Genomic DNA, 20,905 nt, shown 5'->3' with positions numbered 1-20,905 from the left:
TGTTGCTAACACGTCACTGCTTAACATAAATCGTGTTACCAAGATTATGAAATAGCTCTGCACACTCACCGATAGTTTCAGAATGACCAATAAATAGAACCCCTTGCGGGTTTAATTGTTCGTGGTAACGACGAATTAATTTCTCCTGAGTTGGTTTATCAAAGTAGATCATCACGTTGCGACATGAGATAAGGTCAAATTTGTCGTGAATCGGCCAGTTCTCTAATAAGTTTATTTGTTTAAACCGCACTAACCTTTGAAACGCTTTGGCGAACTTAATCTTGCCTTCATTGTTCCCTACACCTTTTAGAAAACAAGGCCTTAAATATTGAGGCGGAATGGAGCTCAACGCATCATTGGTGTACTCACCTAACGCCGCTTTTTTTAAGACGCTTGTGTCTAGGTCACTGGCTAATATTTCAAGGTCATCACACCATTCCAACGCCCCTTCTTTACACAGAGAAGCAATAAAACTGTATGGCTCTTCGCCGGTCGAACAGCCTGCAGACCAAATACGAATACGTTTTTTCCCCATATGTCGCCACTCATCAAGCATGACTTTTTCGAAATATTCAAAGTGATGAAATTCTCGAAAAAAATGAGTTTTATTGGTCGTTAAGCTATTAATAAAATCAATTCTGGTGGCGGTATCACTCTCAATTTTCTTTTGATACTCTTCGAAGCTACGTAGCTTGAGAGCGCGTAATTGACGACTGATGCGACCATAAACCATCGCCCGTTTTTGATCCGATAAAAATATCCCTACATTCTTATGTAGAAACCACTGAATATATTTGAAATCCTTTTCAGTGAATTCGAATTCTTGCCCGCCTGGACGGGAAATGTCGCTAGAGCGCATTAGAACTCTTCCCATTCATCTCCATCCTCACTCGAGTTGAATCGAGCATTAGCAATGCGAGGCTTACGAATCTCCCTAACATTGTCTTTCTTTACCTTTGCAGGAGCTTTAGTCTCTTCAAACGTCGTCACTTTGTTATCGGTCGCAAAGAAGTTCATCAAGTTGATGAGTTGTTTACCTTCGTCCTTCAACGACTGACTTGCTGCCGAAGTTTCTTCAACCAAGGATGCGTTTTGTTGCGTCATTTCATCCATCATGGCAATCGCTCGATTGATTTCATCGATTCCTGTCGACTGTTCAGCACTCGAAGAAGCGATTTGAGCGATTAACTGAGACACTTTTTCGACGGCGTCAACAATTTCTCCTAGAGTCGCACCAGACTCATCGACAAGACGTGAACCTTCTTCGACTTTCTCGACACTGTCTTTGATTAAGCCTTTGATTTCTTTGGCGGCGGCGGCACTCCTTTGCGCAAGATTGCGCACCTCTCCAGCAACAACCGCAAAGCCTCGACCTTGCTCCCCAGCGCGAGCAGCCTCCACGGCCGCATTCAGAGCCAGCAAGTTAGTCTGAAACGCGATTTCGTCGATCACACCAATAATGTCGGAGATCTTTTTGCTCGCGGAATTAATTTCTGACATCGCTGAAACCGCGAGCCCAACAACTTCACCGCCTTTACTCGCCTTTTTGGTTGCGTCGTTGGCAAGCTCACTCGCGCCTTTTGCATTTTCGGCGTTTTGTCTAACTGTCGACGTCATCTCTTCCATGCTCGCAGCGGTTTGCTCCAAGTTAGAGGCTTGTGCTTCCACACGCTGACTGAGGTCGTTATTACCATCTGCAATTTCGTTAGACGCCGTAGCAACCCGAGCAGAAGAATGAGTGATTTTTTCAACCATCGAGCGAATATTAATGATCGAAGTGTTAACCGCATTGGCTAAGCGTCCAAACTCGCCTTGTCGGTTGTCATCCATATCTCGGTTCAGATCGCCATCAGCAACCATGCTCATCACATCAATACATTGACCAAGTGGATCGACAATGGTGTCGAGCAAGTTATTGATGCCCTCACCCAACTCACGCATAAACCCACTGTATACGGAAGTATCAATGCGGTCATTAAGCTGGCCTTGAATCGCTTTTTGCAACAAAGACTCCACCTGACGCTGACCATCTTGCTGCTCGGTAATATCCACCCATTGCAGTGCAGGTCCGATGTAGTGTCCTTTCCGGTCTTTCATAGCAATACAAGTCAAGTTGAACTCTAGATTGCCGACCCTAACGTTTGACGAGAACGGCAAATTATCTGGATTCGCGATGATACTTTGCTGATGGCTCGGTTTTTTATGGAAAATATCCATACTTTGTCCGATCAAACCATTAGCATCAAAGCTTGGCATCGCCTTACGTAACTCCGCCTCTCGTGATTTTAGTAAGGTCAACAAAGAAGGGTTGAGATAAGAAATCACGCCTTGCTTATCTGCCATCATTAAATTGGTTGTCATTCCCTCGACTGCCGATGCCAAGCGGCTCACCTGCTCTTCGTTAGCGCGTTCTTGAGTGACGTCTCGCCATTCTAACGTGTTACCAATGTAGTCCCCTTTCGCATCATGAATTGATGCAACGTTGAGTTCGATAATTAAATCTTTAATTCGAATGTCAGTTTTGTAAGGTAGGTTGGCAGGGTTAGCAAGCAGACCTCGTTGATGCTGAGGGTCACGGTGGAATTCATCAATACAGCGTCCAAGCAGCCAATCTTCAGAGGCAGTAAAGTTACTCCATACTGAACGAAGCGTTGCTTCATGACGACCAAACAAGCTAATAGTTTCATTGTTCACGTAGGTAATTTTTAAATCACGATCAATCATAACCATCGCGGTTTGAGCCTGATGGACAGCAGCTTTTAATCGGGCAATTTCATTTTCAGTTTTTACCGATTCGGTAACATCTGACCATTCAAGAGTGTTACCGGTGTAATTACCATGTTCATCAATAATTGCCCCAACATTTAATTCGATTTTTACATCTTCAATGTCGATGGTTGTGGTGTAAGGCAAATTACTTGGTGTCGACAACATTTTGCGCTGGTGGCTTGGATTACGGTGAAAACCATCAATGCAATACCCGAGTAAATACTCTTCATCTGCCCTAAAATTTGGCCAGAAGCGCTTAAACAGCGCCTCATGTTTTTGTAATAAGGCTATCGACGTTTGGTTTACATAAGTAATCTCAAAATCTCGATTGATCATCATTAACGCCGTTTTTGCAGCGTCTAACGCCGAGAGTAATTGGTCTTTTGAAATACCGCCTTGCTCAGGAACATCGTCTAATAATGAATCTTGAGCTACTGCAGAATAAGATGCTGCTAATTGTTTCTTTCTGTTCCAAAATGCCATTACCGAGTTACCTCTCACATAGTGCTTCTTTTGCTGAAGTTTTGTTAAGCGCCGCTACATCAAACAAGGCTTCAAGATGGATTAAAATTAGATGTTTGTTATCGATGGAAACAATACCTCTGATATAACTTTCATCGATATTGACAGATAGTGCTGGAGCCGGTTTTATCGCCTCAGAACGGATGTCGTAGACTTCAGATACCGCATCGACAATCACGCCTAGCGGTTGCCCACAAGAATCGTTGAGAACAATCACAACCGTTGTTGCGCCAATTTGCGCAGGTTCCAGAGAAAACCGCATTCGAAGATCAACGATCGGGACATATTCACCGCGAATCTCTAGAACCCCCAACATATAGCGTGGAGAATTAGGAACCTTGCGTATTTCACTCCAGCCTCGGACCTCTCTAACATCAAGGATCGGAACCGCATACTCATCGCCCCCTAATACAAAACTAAGAAACTCCTGGCGTTCAATCATGACTCTTATTCCTCAATAACCGTTCAATATCGAGCAATGTTTCAGTATCAAACAGTGACATAACCTGATCGCCAACATTGATCAGTCCTTGCAAATAAGGCGTCACTTTAGACTCACCAACCGAGCGATAAATTTCGTTTTCGCCTTGCTCAATAACATCACTCACGGAGTCAACAACCAGCCCCATCATGCGGTCTTGGTCCTCTCCTTGATAACGCAGAATAATGACCACTGTGGTGGTCAAATATTCGCAAGCGCCGAGGTCAAATCGACTTCTCAAATCAACCACTGGCACTATCAACCCACGAATGTTAATCACGCCTTTAACATAAGAGGGAGCCCGTGGTATAGGTGTCGGTCTTTCCCAAACACGGATTTCTTCAACATCATTAATTTCCACACCATACAGTTCTCGATCGAGGCAAAAACTTAAGAAGTCAGCTCGTTCGCCACTGCTGTTATGAATGTCAGCATTCGCTGGTAAGGTTGATTTTGTATTTGCTTCAACAGAGGCTGAACTTTCCATATCGATGCCCTTACGCCGCTATCCCGTTTTGCTCTTTCGAGCGATTTAAAAACAGAGTGATTAAACCTTGAATGTCGAGAATCAAAGATACCGAACCGTCACCAAGAATTGTCGCACCGGATATGCCTTTCACTTTGCTGTAATTAGATTCAAGGCTCTTAATGACCACTTGTTGTTGATCCAATAGCTCTTCAATCAACAGCCCAACTCGATTACCGGCAGCTTCGACAAAACACAGAATTAAGTTATCTAGCGCACCGCTTTTTCCCATTTCAAGTTCGTCTTGCAGACGTAAAATAGGGATATTCTCGTTACGTAATCGATACAGCTCGACACCTCCAGATGCACGCTTTATACAAGAAGCATCGATTTGAATTGACTCGACAATCGTCAATAACGGTATGACATAGACTTCTCCCGCGACTTTAACCAATTGCCCATCCAGAATCGCCAACGTCAAAGGTAAGCTGATGATGAATCGGCTCCCTTTCCCCAGCTCTGACTCGACTTCGATATGGCCGCCTAACTCTTGAATATTACGCTTAACCACATCCATCCCGACCCCTCTGCCCGAGATGTCAGAAACTTGCTCTGCTGTGGAAAAACCGGGCGCGAATATCAAACGCATGATCTGCTTATCATCCATTTCATCGCGCCGCGCATCTTGAGGTAATACCCCTTTTTCCAATGCCTTTTTCCATAACTTGTCGCAATCAAGTCCCGCACCGTCGTCTTCGATTTCGATAACTATCGAACCACCTTGGTGAAAAGCATTGAGTTTTATTGTGCCTTGCTCTGGCTTATTAGCCGCAAGACGTTTTTCTGGCATTTCAATACCATGGTCGATGCCGTTTCGAACCAAATGAACAAGCGGGTCGACAATACGCTCTAGTACCGTTTTATCGAGTTCGGTTTGCTCACCCAGAATTTGCAAATCAACTTTCTTTCCTAAACGTCCAGTTAAATCCCGAACTAAACGTGGAAAGCGACTGAATGCGAAACTCATCGGCAACATGCGAATGTTGAGCACATTTTCTTGAAGGTCGCGACTATTCTGCAAAAGTTGGTCGAGCCCGGCTTTGAGTTTCTCTAGCTTGTCGATTGAGAAGTCATTACCTATTTCCGTCAGCATTGACTGGGTAATCACCAACTCACCAACCAAATTGATCAGCCCGTCCACTTTGTCGATATCTACTCGAATGGAACTGACGCTGGATTCTGTTTTGCTGGTTTTCGGCGTGGATTTTTCATTCTTAGAATGGACCGCAACAGGTTGAGGCTGTTCAGTTGGCGTGTGTTCATCATTCGTTGTCGGTAACGATTTTTCTGCAGGTACAGATAACGCGTCTGTCACAACTGTCGGTTGTTCAATCGCGTTCTGTTGTTCTCTGGATATCGCTAAGTCACACTCATCCTCTACCCATTCAAACACTTCTTTAATTTGCTGTTCATCAACTTCATGGCTGATGATTATCGACCAGTTGAGATAACACAGTTCCGCTTCGATTTCGACCAGTTCAGGTAATGGAGCAATGTAAGCCTCGATTTGAGCGTCACTATCTAACTCAAGAATTTCTCGAAGAATTCTCAGAGGGTCGTTGCCACTAAAGAACATTTCTCGGTGAGGGCGGAATTCAATTTTCCAGCGGCCTAGCTGGGAAACAGTGTCAGAACTGACAGGCAGCGCTTCTGTACAATTTGAAGAGGAAGGACTGTCGAGTAGCTTGGCGAGTTGCTCACTGACTTGAACTTTTTGTTCTACATCTTCTTCAATACCGGACTCATGCGCTTGGAGCATGGCTGAGATGCAATCACAGCTTTTCAAAAGCAAATCGACAGTATCAGAAGTCAGTTGACGTTGGTGATTTCTGACTAAATCTAAGTAGGCCTCTACAGAGTGGGTAAATTCGCTGATATCAAGTAAATTAAATGTTCCAGCGCCACCTTTGATCGAATGCGCAGCGCGAAATATCGTATTTATCGACTCGTCATCGACATCAGCAACATCTAAATGAAGAAGTATATTTTCCAGCACCTCAAGATTTTCACGACACTCTTCGTAAAACATCTTGCGCAACTGATCCATATCAAGCGCCATACTCTATTCCCTAGCCAAAACTGAACGTACCAAGTATTACGATTTTTAGATAACTCGTTTTAACGTTTTAAGCAGCGTGTCAGGATTGAATGGTTTAACTAGCCATCCCGTCGCACCTGCCAATTTACCTTGTTGTTTCTTATCGACACTGGTTTCCGTCGTTAACATCAAAATAGGAATGAACTTATATTGAGGTTTCTCTCTCAGGGCTTTTACCAATTCAAAGCCCCCCATATTGGGCATGTTGACATCAGAAATAACCACATCGAATTTCATCGAGTTGACCTTAAGCAGAGCATCCTTGCCATCATTTGCGGTTTCAACCTCGTACCCAGCATCCTTTAACGTGTGACTCACCATTTGCCTAATGGAGACGGAATCATCCACAGCTAAAATTCGTTTAGTCATTGCATCCCTCTCTCACTTAATCAATAACGTCAAAAATTTTTTGGAGTCCCAAAATCGTGATCCCTTCACTCAGTACTTTGGGAGGATTAGTTAAATGAATGGAAAGCTTATTGTGTTGCGCGGTGACCATGAGAGATGCTAACGCTTGAATGCCTGCAGCATCGACTCGCTGCACTTTCGAAGCATCTAAAACAACCGAAGACTCTGATTTCTCAAGCCAAGATTTGTAAACTTCTACACTTTCTAATACGGTTGAAATGTCGAGAGATTCATTAAGCACGCAGTCCATCTACACCCTCTTCCTTCATCTGCTGTGTAACCCTCATAAAGCATTAGGTCTTTTGATTGAGTGTAGGAAGAAATAATTAATTATCAAATAAAGTGCATAGTGTTTTTTCTGTCAATAATCACACTAGAATGCAAGCAATATGTATTCATATGATTTGCTTAGATTTGTGAATTAACTATCAGCAGTGATTGTTTGCCGACGAAAAAACAGAGTTACTTTAAATACAGAGATTTATCGGTAACTCCAACAACAAGGATTTCGCGATATAGAAGGGAGAGGATTTAGTTCGATTTACAGTGTAAAACCAGACAATAAATTTTATTTTTACACTGTAAATTACGATTCGCTTTTACAGTGTAAATTGGTCACCAACAGCTTTTTGAGATCAAACCTGAGTTGTGATTCCACTTGTTTTTTTCCTGCAAGATGAAATTCAGCAGCACAAGAACTCCAAGCACTTTGCTGCAAAACTTTTCTCACTACCAAATCAGAGCACGCTTTTAAAACCGTAGAATCATTCAGTATGAATTGAAAAAAATAACCCGCAGCGGCATCAAAAGAGGCTCCCCCATTAACGTAGTTGTGCATGACAGAGCAAGGCTCGATTTCGGAAGCATGATGACAACCGAATAATTTACGCACTATGTCCGTTTCAAGTTTCGAGAATTGGCTAGTTAATAAATAGCTACTTTGTAAATGAAATACGTTCTTCGCTTCGTTAATAGAATCTGATAGCTGTGTTGATTTGAGCATGATAACAGAGTGACAACCACTTGCTTGATCGCGTTGACTACCTAAACGAACAGCAACAAAGCCCAAATTTTGCCAAAATGAAATGAGTTCTGACGTGGCGCCAAAACTTGTCGAAAAAAGCGAACGAGGGCTAGTTTCGATAAGATGATGAACCAGCTGAGTTCCGATCGTTCTTCCTTGCAAAGCCGGATGAACTGCAATACGCATCACTCGGTCGCTGAGTGTTTCGCCGAACTCGGTTAAGCCTAGATGATTAGCCAGAATAGAAGGCACAAGATGCCCGCGAGGACGTTGCTTCCCTAGCTGAATATCGCGAATTCTTTCACAATCCAAGCCGCCCTCTGTAACAGTCACTAAGCACCCAACAATACGGTCTTCAACCAATGCGGCATAAATACAGATCGCGTCATCAGCAAGTAGCGAAACGAAATCATTAGGAGAAGTTTGATAATGAGCTTGAACCAATAGAGCAAACAGCTGCTCGAATCTATCGGGAGATGACATCAACTCTGATTTATTCAAAGGTTCGATTGTCACTTGTTCAACAGAGCAATCACCAATATCATCCAATTCTGCGTTAAGGAGAAAACTCTGATAATGCCATTGCTCGAGCGGGTCGTTTGCGTTCCAGCGGATCGGTTGCTGAATATGAAAAAAACGGCTTTGCGGACGATGTTGTTGCAACCAACGACAAAACTTCACACTAAAGCCTCGACCACACCCTTCGTAACCATGAATCGTGGTCGAAAACACCAGGCGATGGTAACTTTCTACTAAACGTTGAAGAAGTGGAATTGGAATCGCCGAAGATTCGTCAACCAAAACCAAATCACACTCAGGTCTTTGCGAAAGTAACTCATCCGTTGCCATAAACTGAAGCTGACTACCTTCAAACAAGAGTTGGTTTTTAGGTTTGTCGGCCAAGCGTAAACTTTCACTGGCATGTTGAAAAAGTGGATTCACCGCAGCACGATTCGGTGCAGTCACCACAATACGTATACTACGTTCACGCATGAGTTCTGCAGCAGCATATCCGAGCGCGCTGGTTTTCCCTCGTCCGCGGTCGGCGGTTAAAACCAGTGGGCGCTTTCTATGTCCCGTCAGCACTTTTTTAATCAATTCGATGGCATGTTCTTGCTCAGAAAAATTCTCATTCGCTTGATTGTTGGCGGCGAAAGTTGAAGGCTGATATACCTGAGGAAGCATTTTGTGGGAAGAAAGCCAGCACAATTTTTCCAACGCTTGTTGAGCCCATTGCAAGGCTAAACCTTCAAGTTTGATTTGAGTAGAGGTGAAAACTAGCATGCCTCCCCCACTTAATGTTCCTAATGCCGCGCTAAAACTATTGGCATCAAAATCGTTTTCCCAATCACAAATGAGCAGTTGGCATTGCTGACCAAGCAAGTATTGGCCGCGCTTTGCTGAAACATATTGAGAAACCCAATCAAGAGGTTCACCTCCTAATTGAAAAACAGTTTGCTCTTGAAACAACTTTCTAAGTGAATCTAGACACTCACTTTGCCAAACATCATCACCATCAATCACAAACCCGAGGCGGTGCCGAGCACGGCGTAACTGCAAAAGAGATGCAGATAGAAAATGTTGAACAGGAGACATAGGCGACAAACAATCCAAGGAGAATAGCGCGATTATAACAACACTTGCTCGATTTAACATTCGTACTGCAAGCATAAAAAAGGCCGCTGATTAGCGGCCTTAACGATTAGAAGAAATTCTATTGAAGCTTACTCTCAACGAATTGAAGGATTTCTTTCATTGTCTTATCGTCAATTTTCTTCATATTCAGCGCTAGATTATTGCCTTTACGTGTGTAACTCACGCGTCCTTTTACCAAGTCAATTTTATTAACTGCAGAACGTTTACGAGGTGCGAGTTCTTCGATCCATTCCTCTAGCGTTTCAGATACGTCTTTGGTAATTCGCGCCACACCTTGAGCTTCACTGCGCTGCCATACCAAACGACCTTGATCATGGCATTTTTCGATCAATTTCGCTTGTTTGCTGGTATCCAATTCACTGAACTGTTTGTGCAGTTTTACAATCGTTGGGCGCCCTAAATCTGCGACATTCGGATATGCTTGCAATAACTCTAAAGGCAAAGCCGCCGCTTTTAACGCACCACTTACTAATGCTTCGCTGCATTGGAACATTTTGGCTAACGCTTTTTGATCTTCAGCTTCTCCGCTGTCGAGTTTTGACTGCATCTCTTTCCCTTTCTCGTAGAGCGAAAGAGGCTTATGAGCGTTCGCGACATCAGAAAGAAATTTGGCATGTTCTGCATTGATGTTTTCCGCGACATAAACCAAAAATTCTTTGTTTGCCAAAATACAAGACATGCGGCGACGACTACCATCGAGTACTTCGATTTTGCCGTCAGCGCGGCGACGCCCAACGGCTGGATATTGCTGACCACGCTCTTTCAACGTAGACAACACATCCGATAACGCGTGTTCATTGAGGAAAGACTGCTCACGCGCATTTTCCGCAAATACCACGGTTTCTTTTTCAACTTGATTTGCCGGAATCCGCATCAACTCAAAAGCAACCAACTCTTCACCTGCAACCGCAAGTTCAATAATTTGAGCCTGTTCTTTTGCTGCTTTTTGCGCCTCTTGAGGTGTGGTGGCACGACGTTTATCAGCCTTACCAAACAATTTTGCATTTAAATCTGACGTTTTAATGGCCATTTCTCATTTACCCTTGATTCAGTGATGCCCAATGACTATGCAGCACGCGCTCTAACTCTAACGCACTCTTCTGAACCGCATCTTGAGCGGTCGCTAAGGTTTTCTTACCACCTTCAAAATCGCTGATAGTCAAATCAAATACTGTGCTGTAGGTGTCTGCACAAGTTTCAAAAGCTCGGCTACGTGGAATGGTTGCCATCATAACCTGGTCACCTAACAAATAATTCATCTCAGTCAGCACCGAAACCTGCTTCTTGTTATCGTCTTCGAACATGGTCGGAAGAAGGCGAGCAAACTCAAGCCCTTTCCAATCATCTGGGAACATTTCATATACGGTTGGTAGATGCTGGAAAAAGTTGACGGTTGATGCCCAATCCAGTCGTTTCGCTGCGCATGGTATTAATAATGCGTTTGATGCATACATGGCATTCCACACCAAGGGATCGACGTGCGGACCGGTGTCGATCATGATGACATCGAAATCATCGGCAATTATATCAATCAATTTCTCTTTCAAGAGTTTAACAATATCAAGAGATTGATTCTGCGACAGATACTGCCAAGCTTCGGCATTAAACATCGCATCTTCTGGGAAGGCCGATACGGTTTTTAAGTTCGGATATTGAGTCGGTAACAACACATTTTTGTGTAAAAACTGGTTATCAACTTCGACACCTTCAGGGACGTTATCAAGCATGATATCAACCGCTGAATAAATATTGTCATGATCGGTCAGGCTAATTTGCGGGTTAAGGAATAAACGCAGTGAACCTTGTGGATCCAAGTCAATCAGACAAATACGATAACGCTTGTCTAAATTGAGCGCTAAACAAGCCGCCAAATGCACAGCAGTCATCGATTTACCCGTTCCACCTTTTTGGTTTTGAACGTTTATAACCCAAGGTTGGTTATCTTGGTTTTTTTTACGCTCATGAAACTTAGGAATACCGGCTGCGTCCATAAGCATATGTGCTTCAGACAAGGTAATTGAGTAATGGTTGGCATTGTTTTTCGTAAACTGATGGCCTTCTTGTTCCATCTTAGAAATCGCATCGTCCAACTTACGACGAGTTAATCCTGAACGGGTTTCCATTAATGCCTTAGACATTGCTGGAAAATGCTCATCACGACGCTCTTCCAATACGATCTCAATACGGTCAGCTTGTACTTGAGCAGTTTGCTCAGCGAGGCGATTGAGATGTTCAATGGTCTGTTCTCTTGTCATTGCCAATTTCCGTTATTAGTAAGTTGAAAACAATTGTACAGCAATCAATACTAAAAACAACCAAAAGGTGAACATTCACAAAACGACAAAAATCACATTAAAGAGAATTATTTTGACCAAATAATGTACTTAATCACTAAAAGTAAATTATATGTCAGAGAGCTTAACAAAAACGCGCGTAAATTTTACCTGTAAATCCCTCGCCAACTTCATCACATTTAAAATGTTACGTCATCACTTATTTACAATGTAAAGTAAAATAGCCAATTATTTTTCCGGAACGATTATTCTATCCGGCTAAATTACGGACAATGAAACTTGGAACAACCTAAAATCAAAACCTGGCCAAAAAAGTACAACCGTAGCCAGCAATTTAAATTTTTAACGTCGCAATAGAACTTATCGCAAAGATTTACGAAACAATGATCAAGGCGGATGACTTGATCATTGTTCCGGAGAATATTCAGGATAGGGAAACATGATCAAGGACAGGAGGAAATTTAATTGGCTGTTTATCGGATCAGCATAAAATGATCTTTATTCGGATCAATGATCAAGTGATTAACGCTCTCGGAAGCATGAATATTTGGCGCCAATTTACGGTTGAATGTAGATGGACTCTATAATTCAGTTAAATTTGAGCGATTATTGGCGTGGAATCGAAAAGCAGTACTGTAAATAGACGGAAACATGACGACTGCTTGATCATGCTTTCAGCATATATTGTCCACAAGCGATGAGACCTAACAAACACAGCGTGTATTTCAATTTACAATTCAATACGGTAATGACTAAAAAACATCCAAAATTGGTTATCACTTGATCATCGTTCCGTCGAAATCAATCCAACATCGTCGATAAAATTCGATAGCAAAGTAAACAGCAATCATGCCGTCTGTGGATAACCTGTGTCGATACGATGATCATGTTTTCGAGCGATTGATGATCATTGATTCTAAATCACGTTGATCATGCTTTTGATAAAATTTGATCATGCTTTCAATAAGTTAATGATCATGCTTTCGATCTCACTATGATCATGCTTTCCAAGCATAAAAAAAATAGTAACTTTAAAACAACCACTTACAAGGAAAGTTACGCTCGGATCAATAGATCATATAATCAATTAAGATCAGATAAATCAAAAAGATCAGTTATTTAAAAGACACAATTTTTTCTTTATTTATGATCTTTTTTTCTTTATTCTCTTGGAACTATAGCGAAATTACGGCTAGCGTGATATGGATCATAATTAATGAGCTCTGAACAAAAAATACTAATTAAAGCGCCAAGAAGCCACAAAGACGGCCACTTGTTTGAAGTCACTGAAACGGCCATTGATTGGATCGAGCAATATCAACACTTTAAGGGAGTAACGAAAAGTATTGTCGAACTCCTTAATTTGATTTCGCTACGCGGTTTTAGCAGCAAAGATGGTTTTGTATCGACGACAGAACTGATTGAAGCAACAGATGGTCAATTAACCCGTGCTGCGATCCAACAACGTTTGAGAGCTGCGGTTAATATCGGATTGTTTGTACAAGAGTCAGTCCGTTTTGAAGAAGGATTGGCAGGTAAAACGATGCTGCATCGCTTTGTGAATCCCAGCCAGTTAATTTCGGTTCTAGGCTCGACAAGTTTGGTTACAGAGTCAGTCAAACAAAGCGAAAAGCAAAAACGTTCCAAAGCGCTTGCTCAGACTCAAGTCAATAAACGTTTACTCAACGAACACGGTTTAAACACGCCACCAGCGATGAAAGATGAAGCGGACCAATTCGTAGTTTCACCAACCAATTGGGCCGGGATCATTGATCAAGCGTTAGCGCCACCTCGCACAAGAAAAAGTTATCAGAAAACAATGGTGTCCATTTCTGGCACTCGTGCGGTGATTGAAACGCGATCATCTAAAAACATCATGACGGTAGATGATCTGATGACGTTGTTTGCGCTGTTCACGCTTACGGTTCAATATCATGAACATCATCAGGATCAATATCATCTTGATGGCATGCATATTCCGAACAAAACACCACTCTACATCACTGACATCTTGTCACTGCGTGGCAAAAAAGACAGTGGACCTGCGCGTGATTCTATTCGTGACAGCATTGATCGAATCGAATTTACCGATTTCCAATTGCACGAGTTGACAGGACGTTGGCTGAGCGAAAACATGCCGGAAGGGTTTAAAAGTGATCGCTTCCGTTTTATTGCTCGCACAATTACCGCGTCGGAAGAGGCTCCGGTAGAAGGGGCTGACGGCGAAATTCGCATCAAACCAAATCTGTACATCTTGGTTTGGGAACCATCGTTTTACGAAGAATTGATCACTCGCGATTACTTTTTCCTGTTCCCGCCAGAGATTCTGAAACAGCATACCTTGGTATTTCAGCTCTATTCCTATTTCAGAACGCGTATGTCCCGTCGCCACACCGATGTGATGTTACTGACTGAATTAAATCAGAAATTGGCTCGCAATATTGAATGGCGCCGTTTCTCGATGGATTTGATCCGCGAATTGAAGCGTTTGTCGGATGGCAAAGGAAATGATCAATTTTTCGTAGTGAACTTGTGGGGGTATCACTTAACGATCACCGCAATGATCGAGAATGATAAGATCCAAGATTACCAATTTGATATCAAATGCGATGCGGAAGAAGTACTACGTTACTCGCGTGCACGTACTACCAATGCAGGGAAACGTAACATGGCACCGACGTTACCGAACCCTTTGCGTAACGAAATGGTCTCTCGTCAGCAACTGGATGAATTATCTCAGATTATTGATGGTGAATTTGAACCAATTCAGCGTAAACCTTCCACCCCACGGGGCAAATTGGGGCGTCGTGTTAAACAGCGTAAGCATCTTGTCGAGATCAATGCTGATGAAATTACTATTACCTTATCTAAATATACCTCCTCAGAGGCTCTAGAACGCAGTATAACGGCTTTAGCAGCAATGACAGGGCACTCACATGGATCTATTCGAGAAGAGTGTCAGGAGCTCATAGACAAGCTTGACTGGCTCAAAGTCGGTAGTGAGATCATTCCTTATGAAACACTCAGTCAAGTGATCGAGTTGTATAATGCGCAAGATAACAATAAGCATCTTTCAATCGAACGTTTAATTTCTGGTTTGGCGGTGCGACGTAAAGTCTGCAAGCAAGTCTTGGAAGGCCACATCGATGAATCGGTATTTCGAGTGTTAGACGAAGTTGCAATCTGAGTTCGCCAAGCGGGTTAAAAAGTTGATATGTGATCTCAACGTGTGAATGAACAAATCTACTACATTACGCTGACACTGGACTGACATTATAAGGCACGATAGCCACTATGCTTAATCACGAATAGACAACCTTTTGTCCTTTCTGATGAATTCGGGATTAGATTATCCCTGATAGATTGGCTCATATTGTTACATCACTTTGAATTGTTGGCGAGTTCTGCAGAGAGCTCGCTTTTTTTTGTCTAAATTTCACCGTTTCATTCCTTGATCATCGTTCCGTATTAAGTAGCCTCAGTGGTAAACAGAGCGCATTTCGTTGAATCAATAGACTCATTTGAGAAAGAAATAAAATCAGTTTGCGAAGGCGCGCTGGAGAAATTAAGGCGTTGAGGCAGGTTTTAACGGGTAGAAAATGAGAGTTGGATCCACTTACTTTCCGTAGGGACAATTTTTTAAATGTACTGCGAGTTTTTTCGCTATGCAAAGCTAATTTTATCGAAAACCCCACCAAATTTACGATCTATTATAGAAATCACACTCTGAAATAAAATCTCTTAACAAGGGGTAGGCGCTTTGCTACAGATTAGGCGTCCCAGACATGGTTTTTTCGGAGGGTATTATGTCCATTAATTCTATTGACCATGACCAAATCACAGGCTTTTCAACCAAGTGGGATCTCACGGAAGATGACGCTATGCAAGAGAAGCCGCTGAAGAATATGAAATCAGCGGAAGCTCGCCGTCGCATTGAAACACTTCGGGAAATTCGTGAGAGTGGTTTAACCATTGAAGAAGCAAAAGAGCTCGGTTTATTGCATTAGGCCTGGCTACAACTCTCTATTAATGTGAAAAGGGTGGCGAGAATGCCACCCTTTTTGTTTTGTGAGCACCTCTCAACTTCAAGAGTCTGATAAATGATATCGCTCACTACTCGCAGAGATTGTGCTATATTGCCACACTTTGAATTGGTGAGTGGAACAAGCAATGTCGATTAACCTATCTCTTTTGCCAGCCGACGAAAAGAATCGTATCGAGCTGGATAAACAAGCATCTTTCCTTGTATGGAAGTTGAAGCAGGCAAAAGCGGGTCCTGAGGTTATCGACGCTCAGTTAAGTAAGTTGATTGATGAAAGTGAACGTGAATGTTTTGTGCAGTCAATTGACAAGTACAAGCGTGTGATGGGTGTCAGTTAAACCTCATTCAGCAAGGAAATTGAAAACAACTCACTTTTTGCTAAAATCCCCGCGTTAAATTGAATAGAGAGACATCCCGATGGGAAGAAGTTTTGAAGTGCGCAAGGCCTCTATGGCAAAAACTGCAGGCGCAAAAATTAAAGTTTATTCCAAATACGGTAAAGAAATTTACATGTGCGCGAAAAATGGCGGTAGTGACCCAGACATGAACTTGTCACTTAAACATCTGATCGCAAAAGCGAAAAAAGATCAGGTGCCAGCGCACGTTATCGATAAAGCCATTGATAAAGCAAATGGCGGCGGCGGTGAAGACTACCAACCTGCGCGCTACGAAGGTTTTGGTCCTGGCGGTACAAGCGTTATCGTTGACTGCCTAACAGATAACGGTAACCGTACGTTCCAGGATGTGCGCCAATGTTTCGTTAAAACTGGTGCCAAAATCGGTGTTGAAGGTTCTGTTTCTCACATGTTCGATCACCAAGCGGTATTCCAGTTCAAAGGCGATGACGATGAAGTCATTCTTGAAACGCTAATGATGGATGATGTTGACGTAACTGACGTCGAACTTGAGGATGGCGTCATCACTGTATTTGCGCCTCACACTGAGTTCTTTAAGACTAAGACTGCGCTTAACAACGCATTCCCAGATCTAACGATCGACGTAGAAGAGATCACCTTCGTACCTCAAACTCATACACCAGTTGCGGGCGAAGATGCTGAGAAGTTCCAGAAGTTCCTAGATCTTCTAGACGATTGTGACGATGTTCAGCAGGTTTATCATAACGCCGAGCTGTAATTGCTAGCGATTTCTTAGTATTAGAAAGCCGAGTCGTTATACTCGGCTTTTTGCTGTCTGTAAGCGTCAGTACTGTGTTTTATCGACAAATACGACTAGCTAATTTGGATTCGCCGCATTCATGCTTAAAATCGCCTAGAGGCCGTTTTACGCAGTTTACGCCAAGCATGACGTTTCACTGTGGATGAAAAGTGTTCATTTACACTGTAAATAAACCCAAGCGTTACTTATTACAGCGGTCATTATCGCAGCGTGACTTACCGGTTAACCATTTTGATAATGTGTAGCGGTGACGTGCAAACAGTAAATAGAACCTGTCTGTGATAGGGCGAATGATGGGCCAGCGCGATAGGCCAATCCAACGCCCTCGACCGACAACCTTCCAAGCCTGACAAGTTGCATCTAAACCCAGCAGCAGTTTTCCATCTTCAGTGATGCCATGCAGTATCTGCGCTGCTCGCTGCTTATTAATCTCTGGATACGCGCTACAAGCCGGTGAATGAATGTTTATGAGTGCCAAACAATGTTCATTGTCTGCATGACGCAGGCGTGTCATTTCTTTTACGCACAAAGGGCATTGGCCATCATAAAATAGCGTTAAGCGATGCATATCGACTCCAAAGCAGTGTTGCTCATCATATGTGAAACATATTACGTGTGCGCCAATAAGATGATCAACGACAGATTAAATCGCTGTGAACAGGCGAGCTTTTTCGACCTGTGTGTTAGAATATCAGCTTATTTATTAAATGAGATTTCCGATCATGAGTTTAAAAAATGACATCCAGCAGTTAAATAACCGTTTGGATACCTGTCGCCACAAATTAAATGCAGCCAAGTCTCGTGGTGATCAGGAGATGATCTCAAAGTTCACCGACGAAATTGAAAACTTGACTAAAAAGGCGAACCAACTCAAGCACAAGCAGAGCTATGATCTAAATAAAGAGCGCAAGAGCTTGCAGGATATGCCATTTTCTCGGGAAATCACCAAAGCCGAGCAAGCGGATTTAGGCAAATTGAAAAAGTCAGTAAAAGGCTTAGTGATTGTTCATCCTACCACTAAGATCGGTAAGGAATTGCGCTTGGACGCCATGACCGGCTTTGCGCCAAAACCGTTTTAAATTTGACGTGATAGAAAAGGGGCAACATTGGTTGCCCCTTTTTTGTTTAAACCAAAACGCAGTGTCTGGATTTAATAGCCCATCAACTGCAACAGGTTTTCTGCGGTGTGAATGGCTTCTTTGCGATTCGCAATATTCAACTTCTGATACAAGTTACGGATATGGGTCTTTATCGTTGTACCCGCGACATCCAATTCCTGAGCAATTTGCTCGTTGCTAAAACCGGAATAGATAAGGCCAAGTACTTGCCATTCACGCTGAGTGAGTGGGCTGGTACGCACCAGTTCAGGAATGTTCGGGTGATTAATCAGTTTTTCCACGAACTCTTCATCAAAGTGAATCGAGCGGCTGCGCTGAGTGGTAGAAATGGCTTTGGTCAGCTGTTGAGCTCGGTGACGTTCAAGATCGCCAAGTTCAGACTTATGGCCGAGTTTCTCCAGGACATGGCTGATTTTGGCTCCGTCGATAAGGAAGTTGCCCATGATGCCTGTTTGGCTGGTCATCTCAAGGGCTTCTTTTAGATACAAACGAGCTGCCTCATCATCTTTTTTGGTTGCTGCTAACACACTCAGAACGATTAAGTTACGGTTGATGTCAGTAACCAACTGCTTTTTACGCGCTTGAGTTTGAATGAAGTCGAGTGTCGCTTGGGCTTCATCGAGTTGACCAAGGTTGATTTGAGCTCGAGCGATATTACGCCACTGCAATTGAGTAAAATGGTTACACGCTTTTTTAGGTCGATTGGCACTTTCTAGCCAATGGCGCATTGCATCGAGATCGCCACGTGCCTGCCAAAATAGAATCAGCGACAATGAGGCATTGGCCGTCCAGTCAACGTGGTAGGTTGATTGTTTGAGCAAATGTACAATTTGGTCGATAAACTTGGCGGCTTTATCTAGCTCCCCGCGGCCGACGGCAATTCGAGCTAACATCGAATAGCTGTGCAAGTTTTTGCTGCCTGAATGGTTGCCAAGTACGGCTAACCCTTTATAAGCGCATTCCTCTGCTTCATCCAAACGGTTCCAGCACCACAGAATTTGCGCTCGAATGCGCAGCAAAAATTCATGCAGAGGGACTTGGTGGAGCTGGTGTTCTTCAATTAGCTTAAACGCGCTGTCTTGCACTTCATAAGCGGCTTGAACATACCCTTGAGCAATAAGAATTTCGCTCTGTTGAAGCATGGCCCAAAGCGCTTGATGATAAACCTGATATTGACGCGCTAACTTTTCTGTTTGCTGCATCATCGGCAGTGCTCGGCTTAAATGGCCAAGCACGTGATTGACTTCGCCGACCACGGATGTTGCCACGATACGGCCGCGATAGACGGTATTATCTAACTGACTCAGTGCCAGTTCAGCAAGCTCCAAGGCTTTTTCCGGTTCATTTTGGTTGATGGCCACTTGCGCGCGCAGTGCGTTAAATTCACCTTGCTCCTGAGTCGATAACACCACATTAAGCGCGGCCATTTCAGCGTCGATTTTAGTTAGCATGTCTCCAACATCATTGTACCTATGTTGGCTTTGAGCGAGCCATGCTTGCAGCATGCACAATTTAGGTTGGCTATACAGCTGCTCGGCGCTTAGCAGGGCAATGGCTTTTTCTAAACTCTGTAATTCACCGCTATTGAACATGGTCCAGCCGTGTTCGAGCAAAATGATGGCGGTCAATTGGCTATTGTTAGACATCTTGGCGTGGCGCAGAGCCTGATGAGGAACCGACTGAGATAGCCAGGCTTTGGCCGCGGTTTCGTGCAGCTCGTGCTCTTTTTGTGGCATTCTGGCTTGACGTTCATGGGTGAGAAATTCGGCGAACAAATTATGGAAGCGGTACCAGTTTTGCTCTCCCTCAAGAGGGTGAATGAAGAGGCCATAACGATTGAGTGATTCGATCATACTCAGTGCGTCGTCACGTTCAGTCAGCGCCGTCACCAGTGCATCGTTGAAATGATCCAACACGGAACATTGCATTAAAAATACGCGTGTTTCTTGATCTAAAAGGTCAAATACTTCTTCAACCAGATAGTCCCACAAATGGGCGTGATTGAATTGCGACATCGACTCAGCCGATTGGGCGAGCGTTCGACGCTGATGCTGAGCTTGCAGCGCAATGAGCTGCAATGCCGACGGCCAGCCTTCGACGTAGTTACGTAAGTTATCTGCGGTGGTGTCATCAATACCATCGGCGACGCGTTGATTGAAAAAGCGGGTGGTCTCTTCGGTATCAAACGCCAGTAAATCATTACCGATTTCGATCATCAAATCGCGGACTCGCAAGTTCGCGGTGCCAAGTGGCGGGGCTGTGCGACTGGTGACTACCAAAGTGAGATTATCCGGCATGTGCTTGATAAAAAAGCGCATCGCTTCATGAATATCGTCATCTGAGATCAAGTGGTAATCATCAAGCACTAAATAGGCTTCTTGATGAAAATCCGCCATTTCTGCAAACACTTCTCCAAATAGGCTGTGAAAACTGGAAAATTGACGCTTCTCTGCCAATTTCAGGGAATTGGGCATAGAAAAATGGGTCGCCTTGTTGAGCGCCTGCAGTAAATAGTTGATAAAACGAAACGAATCGTTGTCACTCTCGTCAATATTGTACCAACCGACATTGGGTTTATCCGCCAACCATTGCGCTGCCATGGTGGTTTTTCCGTAGCCGGCAGGAGAGCGGAACAGCACCAATTTATAGCAAGGCGCTTGAAGGAGTAGGTCAAGTACTCTGGGACGCACGATGGCATTATGTAATCGGCCTGGACGGGTGAGTTTCGAGGGAATCCACATCTTATTAAATCAGTCCCTATAACGTGTTATTTATTAAAATCGAGTATCTA

At 43.4% G+C, this 20,905-nt stretch carries 17 protein-coding genes; 5 read left to right on the top strand and 12 right to left on the bottom strand.

The window, feature by feature from the left end:
• Window positions 1-13 precede the first annotated feature (13 nt).
• The 10 genes from BLS03_RS03835 to BLS03_RS03790 all read right to left on the bottom strand — a co-directional run bounded on the left by BLS03_RS03835 (window position 14) and on the right by BLS03_RS03790 (window position 11,739).
• Window positions 14-874, bottom strand: coding sequence for a CheR family methyltransferase (locus BLS03_RS03835; protein WP_093269925.1), 861 nt, complete (start codon window positions 872-874; stop codon window positions 14-16).
• A complete protein-coding gene (gene aer2 / locus BLS03_RS03830) occupies window positions 859-3,252 on the bottom strand; it encodes an aerotaxis transducer Aer2 (RefSeq protein ID WP_093269922.1) in 2,394 nt (797 codons plus the stop codon). The genes BLS03_RS03835 and aer2 overlap by 16 nt, the downstream gene beginning before the upstream one ends.
• Window positions 3,253-3,259: 7 nt before the next feature.
• Window positions 3,260-3,733: a chemotaxis protein CheW gene (locus BLS03_RS03825; RefSeq protein ID WP_093269920.1), complete on the bottom strand. Its 474-nt coding sequence runs from the start codon at window positions 3,731-3,733 to the stop codon at window positions 3,260-3,262.
• Window positions 3,726-4,259, bottom strand: a complete 534-nt coding sequence (locus tag BLS03_RS03820; RefSeq protein ID WP_093269918.1) for a chemotaxis protein CheW — start codon at window positions 4,257-4,259, stop codon at window positions 3,726-3,728. The genes BLS03_RS03825 and BLS03_RS03820 overlap by 8 nt, the downstream gene beginning before the upstream one ends.
• A gap of 10 nt (window positions 4,260-4,269) precedes the next feature.
• Entirely contained in the window at window positions 4,270-6,357 is a 2,088-nt protein-coding gene (locus BLS03_RS03815) for a chemotaxis protein CheA (protein WP_093269916.1), read from the bottom strand.
• Between the two features lie 45 nt (window positions 6,358-6,402).
• Window positions 6,403-6,765: a response regulator gene (locus BLS03_RS03810; RefSeq protein WP_093269913.1), complete on the bottom strand. Its 363-nt coding sequence runs from the start codon at window positions 6,763-6,765 to the stop codon at window positions 6,403-6,405.
• A gap of 16 nt (window positions 6,766-6,781) precedes the next feature.
• Window positions 6,782-7,054, bottom strand: coding sequence for an STAS domain-containing protein (locus tag BLS03_RS03805; RefSeq protein ID WP_093269910.1), 273 nt, complete (start codon window positions 7,052-7,054; stop codon window positions 6,782-6,784).
• Window positions 7,055-7,390: 336 nt separating this feature from the next.
• On the bottom strand, window positions 7,391-9,424 hold the full coding sequence (locus BLS03_RS03800) for a GNAT family N-acetyltransferase (protein ID WP_093269909.1): 2,034 nt from the start codon (window positions 9,422-9,424) through the stop codon (window positions 7,391-7,393).
• A 118-nt stretch (window positions 9,425-9,542) separates the two neighbouring features.
• Window positions 9,543-10,514, bottom strand: a complete 972-nt coding sequence (locus BLS03_RS03795; RefSeq protein ID WP_093269906.1) for a ParB/RepB/Spo0J family partition protein — start codon at window positions 10,512-10,514, stop codon at window positions 9,543-9,545.
• Window positions 10,515-10,521: 7 nt separating this feature from the next.
• Complete coding sequence (locus tag BLS03_RS03790) at window positions 10,522-11,739, bottom strand: ParA family protein (protein WP_093269903.1); 1,218 nt, start codon at window positions 11,737-11,739, stop codon at window positions 10,522-10,524.
• Window positions 11,740-12,994: 1,255 nt separating this feature from the next.
• Here BLS03_RS03790 and BLS03_RS03785 point away from each other — a divergent pair.
• From BLS03_RS03785 to BLS03_RS03770, 4 genes are all read left to right on the top strand, one after another.
• The gene (locus BLS03_RS03785) at window positions 12,995-14,965 is read left to right on the top strand and encodes a replication initiator protein RctB domain-containing protein (RefSeq protein ID WP_093269901.1); all 1,971 of its coding nucleotides are present in this window, start codon (window positions 12,995-12,997) and stop codon (window positions 14,963-14,965) included.
• Between the two features lie 619 nt (window positions 14,966-15,584).
• Window positions 15,585-15,785 (top strand): hypothetical protein, encoded by a 201-nt coding sequence (locus tag BLS03_RS03780; RefSeq protein WP_093270307.1) that lies wholly within the window; start codon window positions 15,585-15,587, stop codon window positions 15,783-15,785.
• A 163-nt stretch (window positions 15,786-15,948) separates the two neighbouring features.
• Window positions 15,949-16,158, top strand: a complete 210-nt coding sequence (locus BLS03_RS03775) for a DUF3283 family protein (RefSeq protein WP_093269900.1) — start codon at window positions 15,949-15,951, stop codon at window positions 16,156-16,158.
• A 79-nt stretch (window positions 16,159-16,237) separates the two neighbouring features.
• A complete protein-coding gene (locus BLS03_RS03770) occupies window positions 16,238-16,954 on the top strand; it encodes a YebC/PmpR family DNA-binding transcriptional regulator (RefSeq protein ID WP_093269897.1) in 717 nt (238 codons plus the stop codon).
• A gap of 223 nt (window positions 16,955-17,177) precedes the next feature.
• Here BLS03_RS03770 and BLS03_RS03765 read toward each other — a convergent pair whose 3' ends face one another.
• On the bottom strand, window positions 17,178-17,564 hold the full coding sequence (locus BLS03_RS03765) for a thiol-disulfide oxidoreductase DCC family protein (RefSeq protein WP_093269894.1): 387 nt from the start codon (window positions 17,562-17,564) through the stop codon (window positions 17,178-17,180).
• Between the two features lie 154 nt (window positions 17,565-17,718).
• Here BLS03_RS03765 and BLS03_RS03760 point away from each other — a divergent pair, with 154 nt between their 5' ends.
• Window positions 17,719-18,075, top strand: a complete 357-nt coding sequence (locus BLS03_RS03760) for a YibL family ribosome-associated protein (RefSeq protein WP_093269892.1) — start codon at window positions 17,719-17,721, stop codon at window positions 18,073-18,075.
• A 71-nt stretch (window positions 18,076-18,146) separates the two neighbouring features.
• Here BLS03_RS03760 and malT read toward each other — a convergent pair whose 3' ends face one another.
• A complete protein-coding gene (gene malT / locus BLS03_RS03755; RefSeq protein ID WP_093269889.1) occupies window positions 18,147-20,855 on the bottom strand; it encodes an HTH-type transcriptional regulator MalT in 2,709 nt (902 codons plus the stop codon).
• Window positions 20,856-20,905: the final 50 nt, after the last annotated feature.

Source organism: Vibrio xiamenensis (assembly GCF_900100015.1).
GTDB lineage: Bacteria > Pseudomonadota > Gammaproteobacteria > Enterobacterales > Vibrionaceae > Vibrio > Vibrio xiamenensis.
Note: the sequence above shows the minus strand (reverse complement) of the source record. Positions and strands in the feature narration are given on the sequence as shown.

What these genes read in the sequence shown, in the direction of transcription:
- BLS03_RS03835 (WP_093269925.1), bottom strand. Translation starts at nt 874, where the DNA reads ATGGGAAGAGTTCTAATGCGCTCTAGCGACATTTCCCGTCCAGGCGGG.
- aer2 (WP_093269922.1), bottom strand. Translation starts at nt 3,252, where the DNA reads ATGGCATTTTGGAACAGAAAGAAACAATTAGCAGCATCTTATTCTGCA.
- BLS03_RS03825 (WP_093269920.1), bottom strand. Translation starts at nt 3,733, where the DNA reads ATGATTGAACGCCAGGAGTTTCTTAGTTTTGTATTAGGGGGCGATGAG.
- BLS03_RS03820 (WP_093269918.1), bottom strand. Translation starts at nt 4,259, where the DNA reads ATGGAAAGTTCAGCCTCTGTTGAAGCAAATACAAAATCAACCTTACCA.
- BLS03_RS03815 (WP_093269916.1), bottom strand. Translation starts at nt 6,357, where the DNA reads ATGGCGCTTGATATGGATCAGTTGCGCAAGATGTTTTACGAAGAGTGT.
- BLS03_RS03810 (WP_093269913.1), bottom strand. Translation starts at nt 6,765, where the DNA reads ATGACTAAACGAATTTTAGCTGTGGATGATTCCGTCTCCATTAGGCAA.
- BLS03_RS03805 (WP_093269910.1), bottom strand. Translation starts at nt 7,054, where the DNA reads ATGGACTGCGTGCTTAATGAATCTCTCGACATTTCAACCGTATTAGAA.
- BLS03_RS03800 (WP_093269909.1), bottom strand. Translation starts at nt 9,424, where the DNA reads ATGTCTCCTGTTCAACATTTTCTATCTGCATCTCTTTTGCAGTTACGC.
- BLS03_RS03795 (WP_093269906.1), bottom strand. Translation starts at nt 10,514, where the DNA reads ATGGCCATTAAAACGTCAGATTTAAATGCAAAATTGTTTGGTAAGGCT.
- BLS03_RS03790 (WP_093269903.1), bottom strand. Translation starts at nt 11,739, where the DNA reads ATGACAAGAGAACAGACCATTGAACATCTCAATCGCCTCGCTGAGCAA.
- BLS03_RS03785 (WP_093269901.1), top strand. Translation starts at nt 12,995, where the DNA reads ATGAGCTCTGAACAAAAAATACTAATTAAAGCGCCAAGAAGCCACAAA.
- BLS03_RS03780 (WP_093270307.1), top strand. Translation starts at nt 15,585, where the DNA reads ATGTCCATTAATTCTATTGACCATGACCAAATCACAGGCTTTTCAACC.
- BLS03_RS03775 (WP_093269900.1), top strand. Translation starts at nt 15,949, where the DNA reads ATGTCGATTAACCTATCTCTTTTGCCAGCCGACGAAAAGAATCGTATC.
- BLS03_RS03770 (WP_093269897.1), top strand. Translation starts at nt 16,238, where the DNA reads ATGGGAAGAAGTTTTGAAGTGCGCAAGGCCTCTATGGCAAAAACTGCA.
- BLS03_RS03765 (WP_093269894.1), bottom strand. Translation starts at nt 17,564, where the DNA reads ATGCATCGCTTAACGCTATTTTATGATGGCCAATGCCCTTTGTGCGTA.
- BLS03_RS03760 (WP_093269892.1), top strand. Translation starts at nt 17,719, where the DNA reads ATGAGTTTAAAAAATGACATCCAGCAGTTAAATAACCGTTTGGATACC.
- malT (WP_093269889.1), bottom strand. Translation starts at nt 20,855, where the DNA reads ATGTGGATTCCCTCGAAACTCACCCGTCCAGGCCGATTACATAATGCC.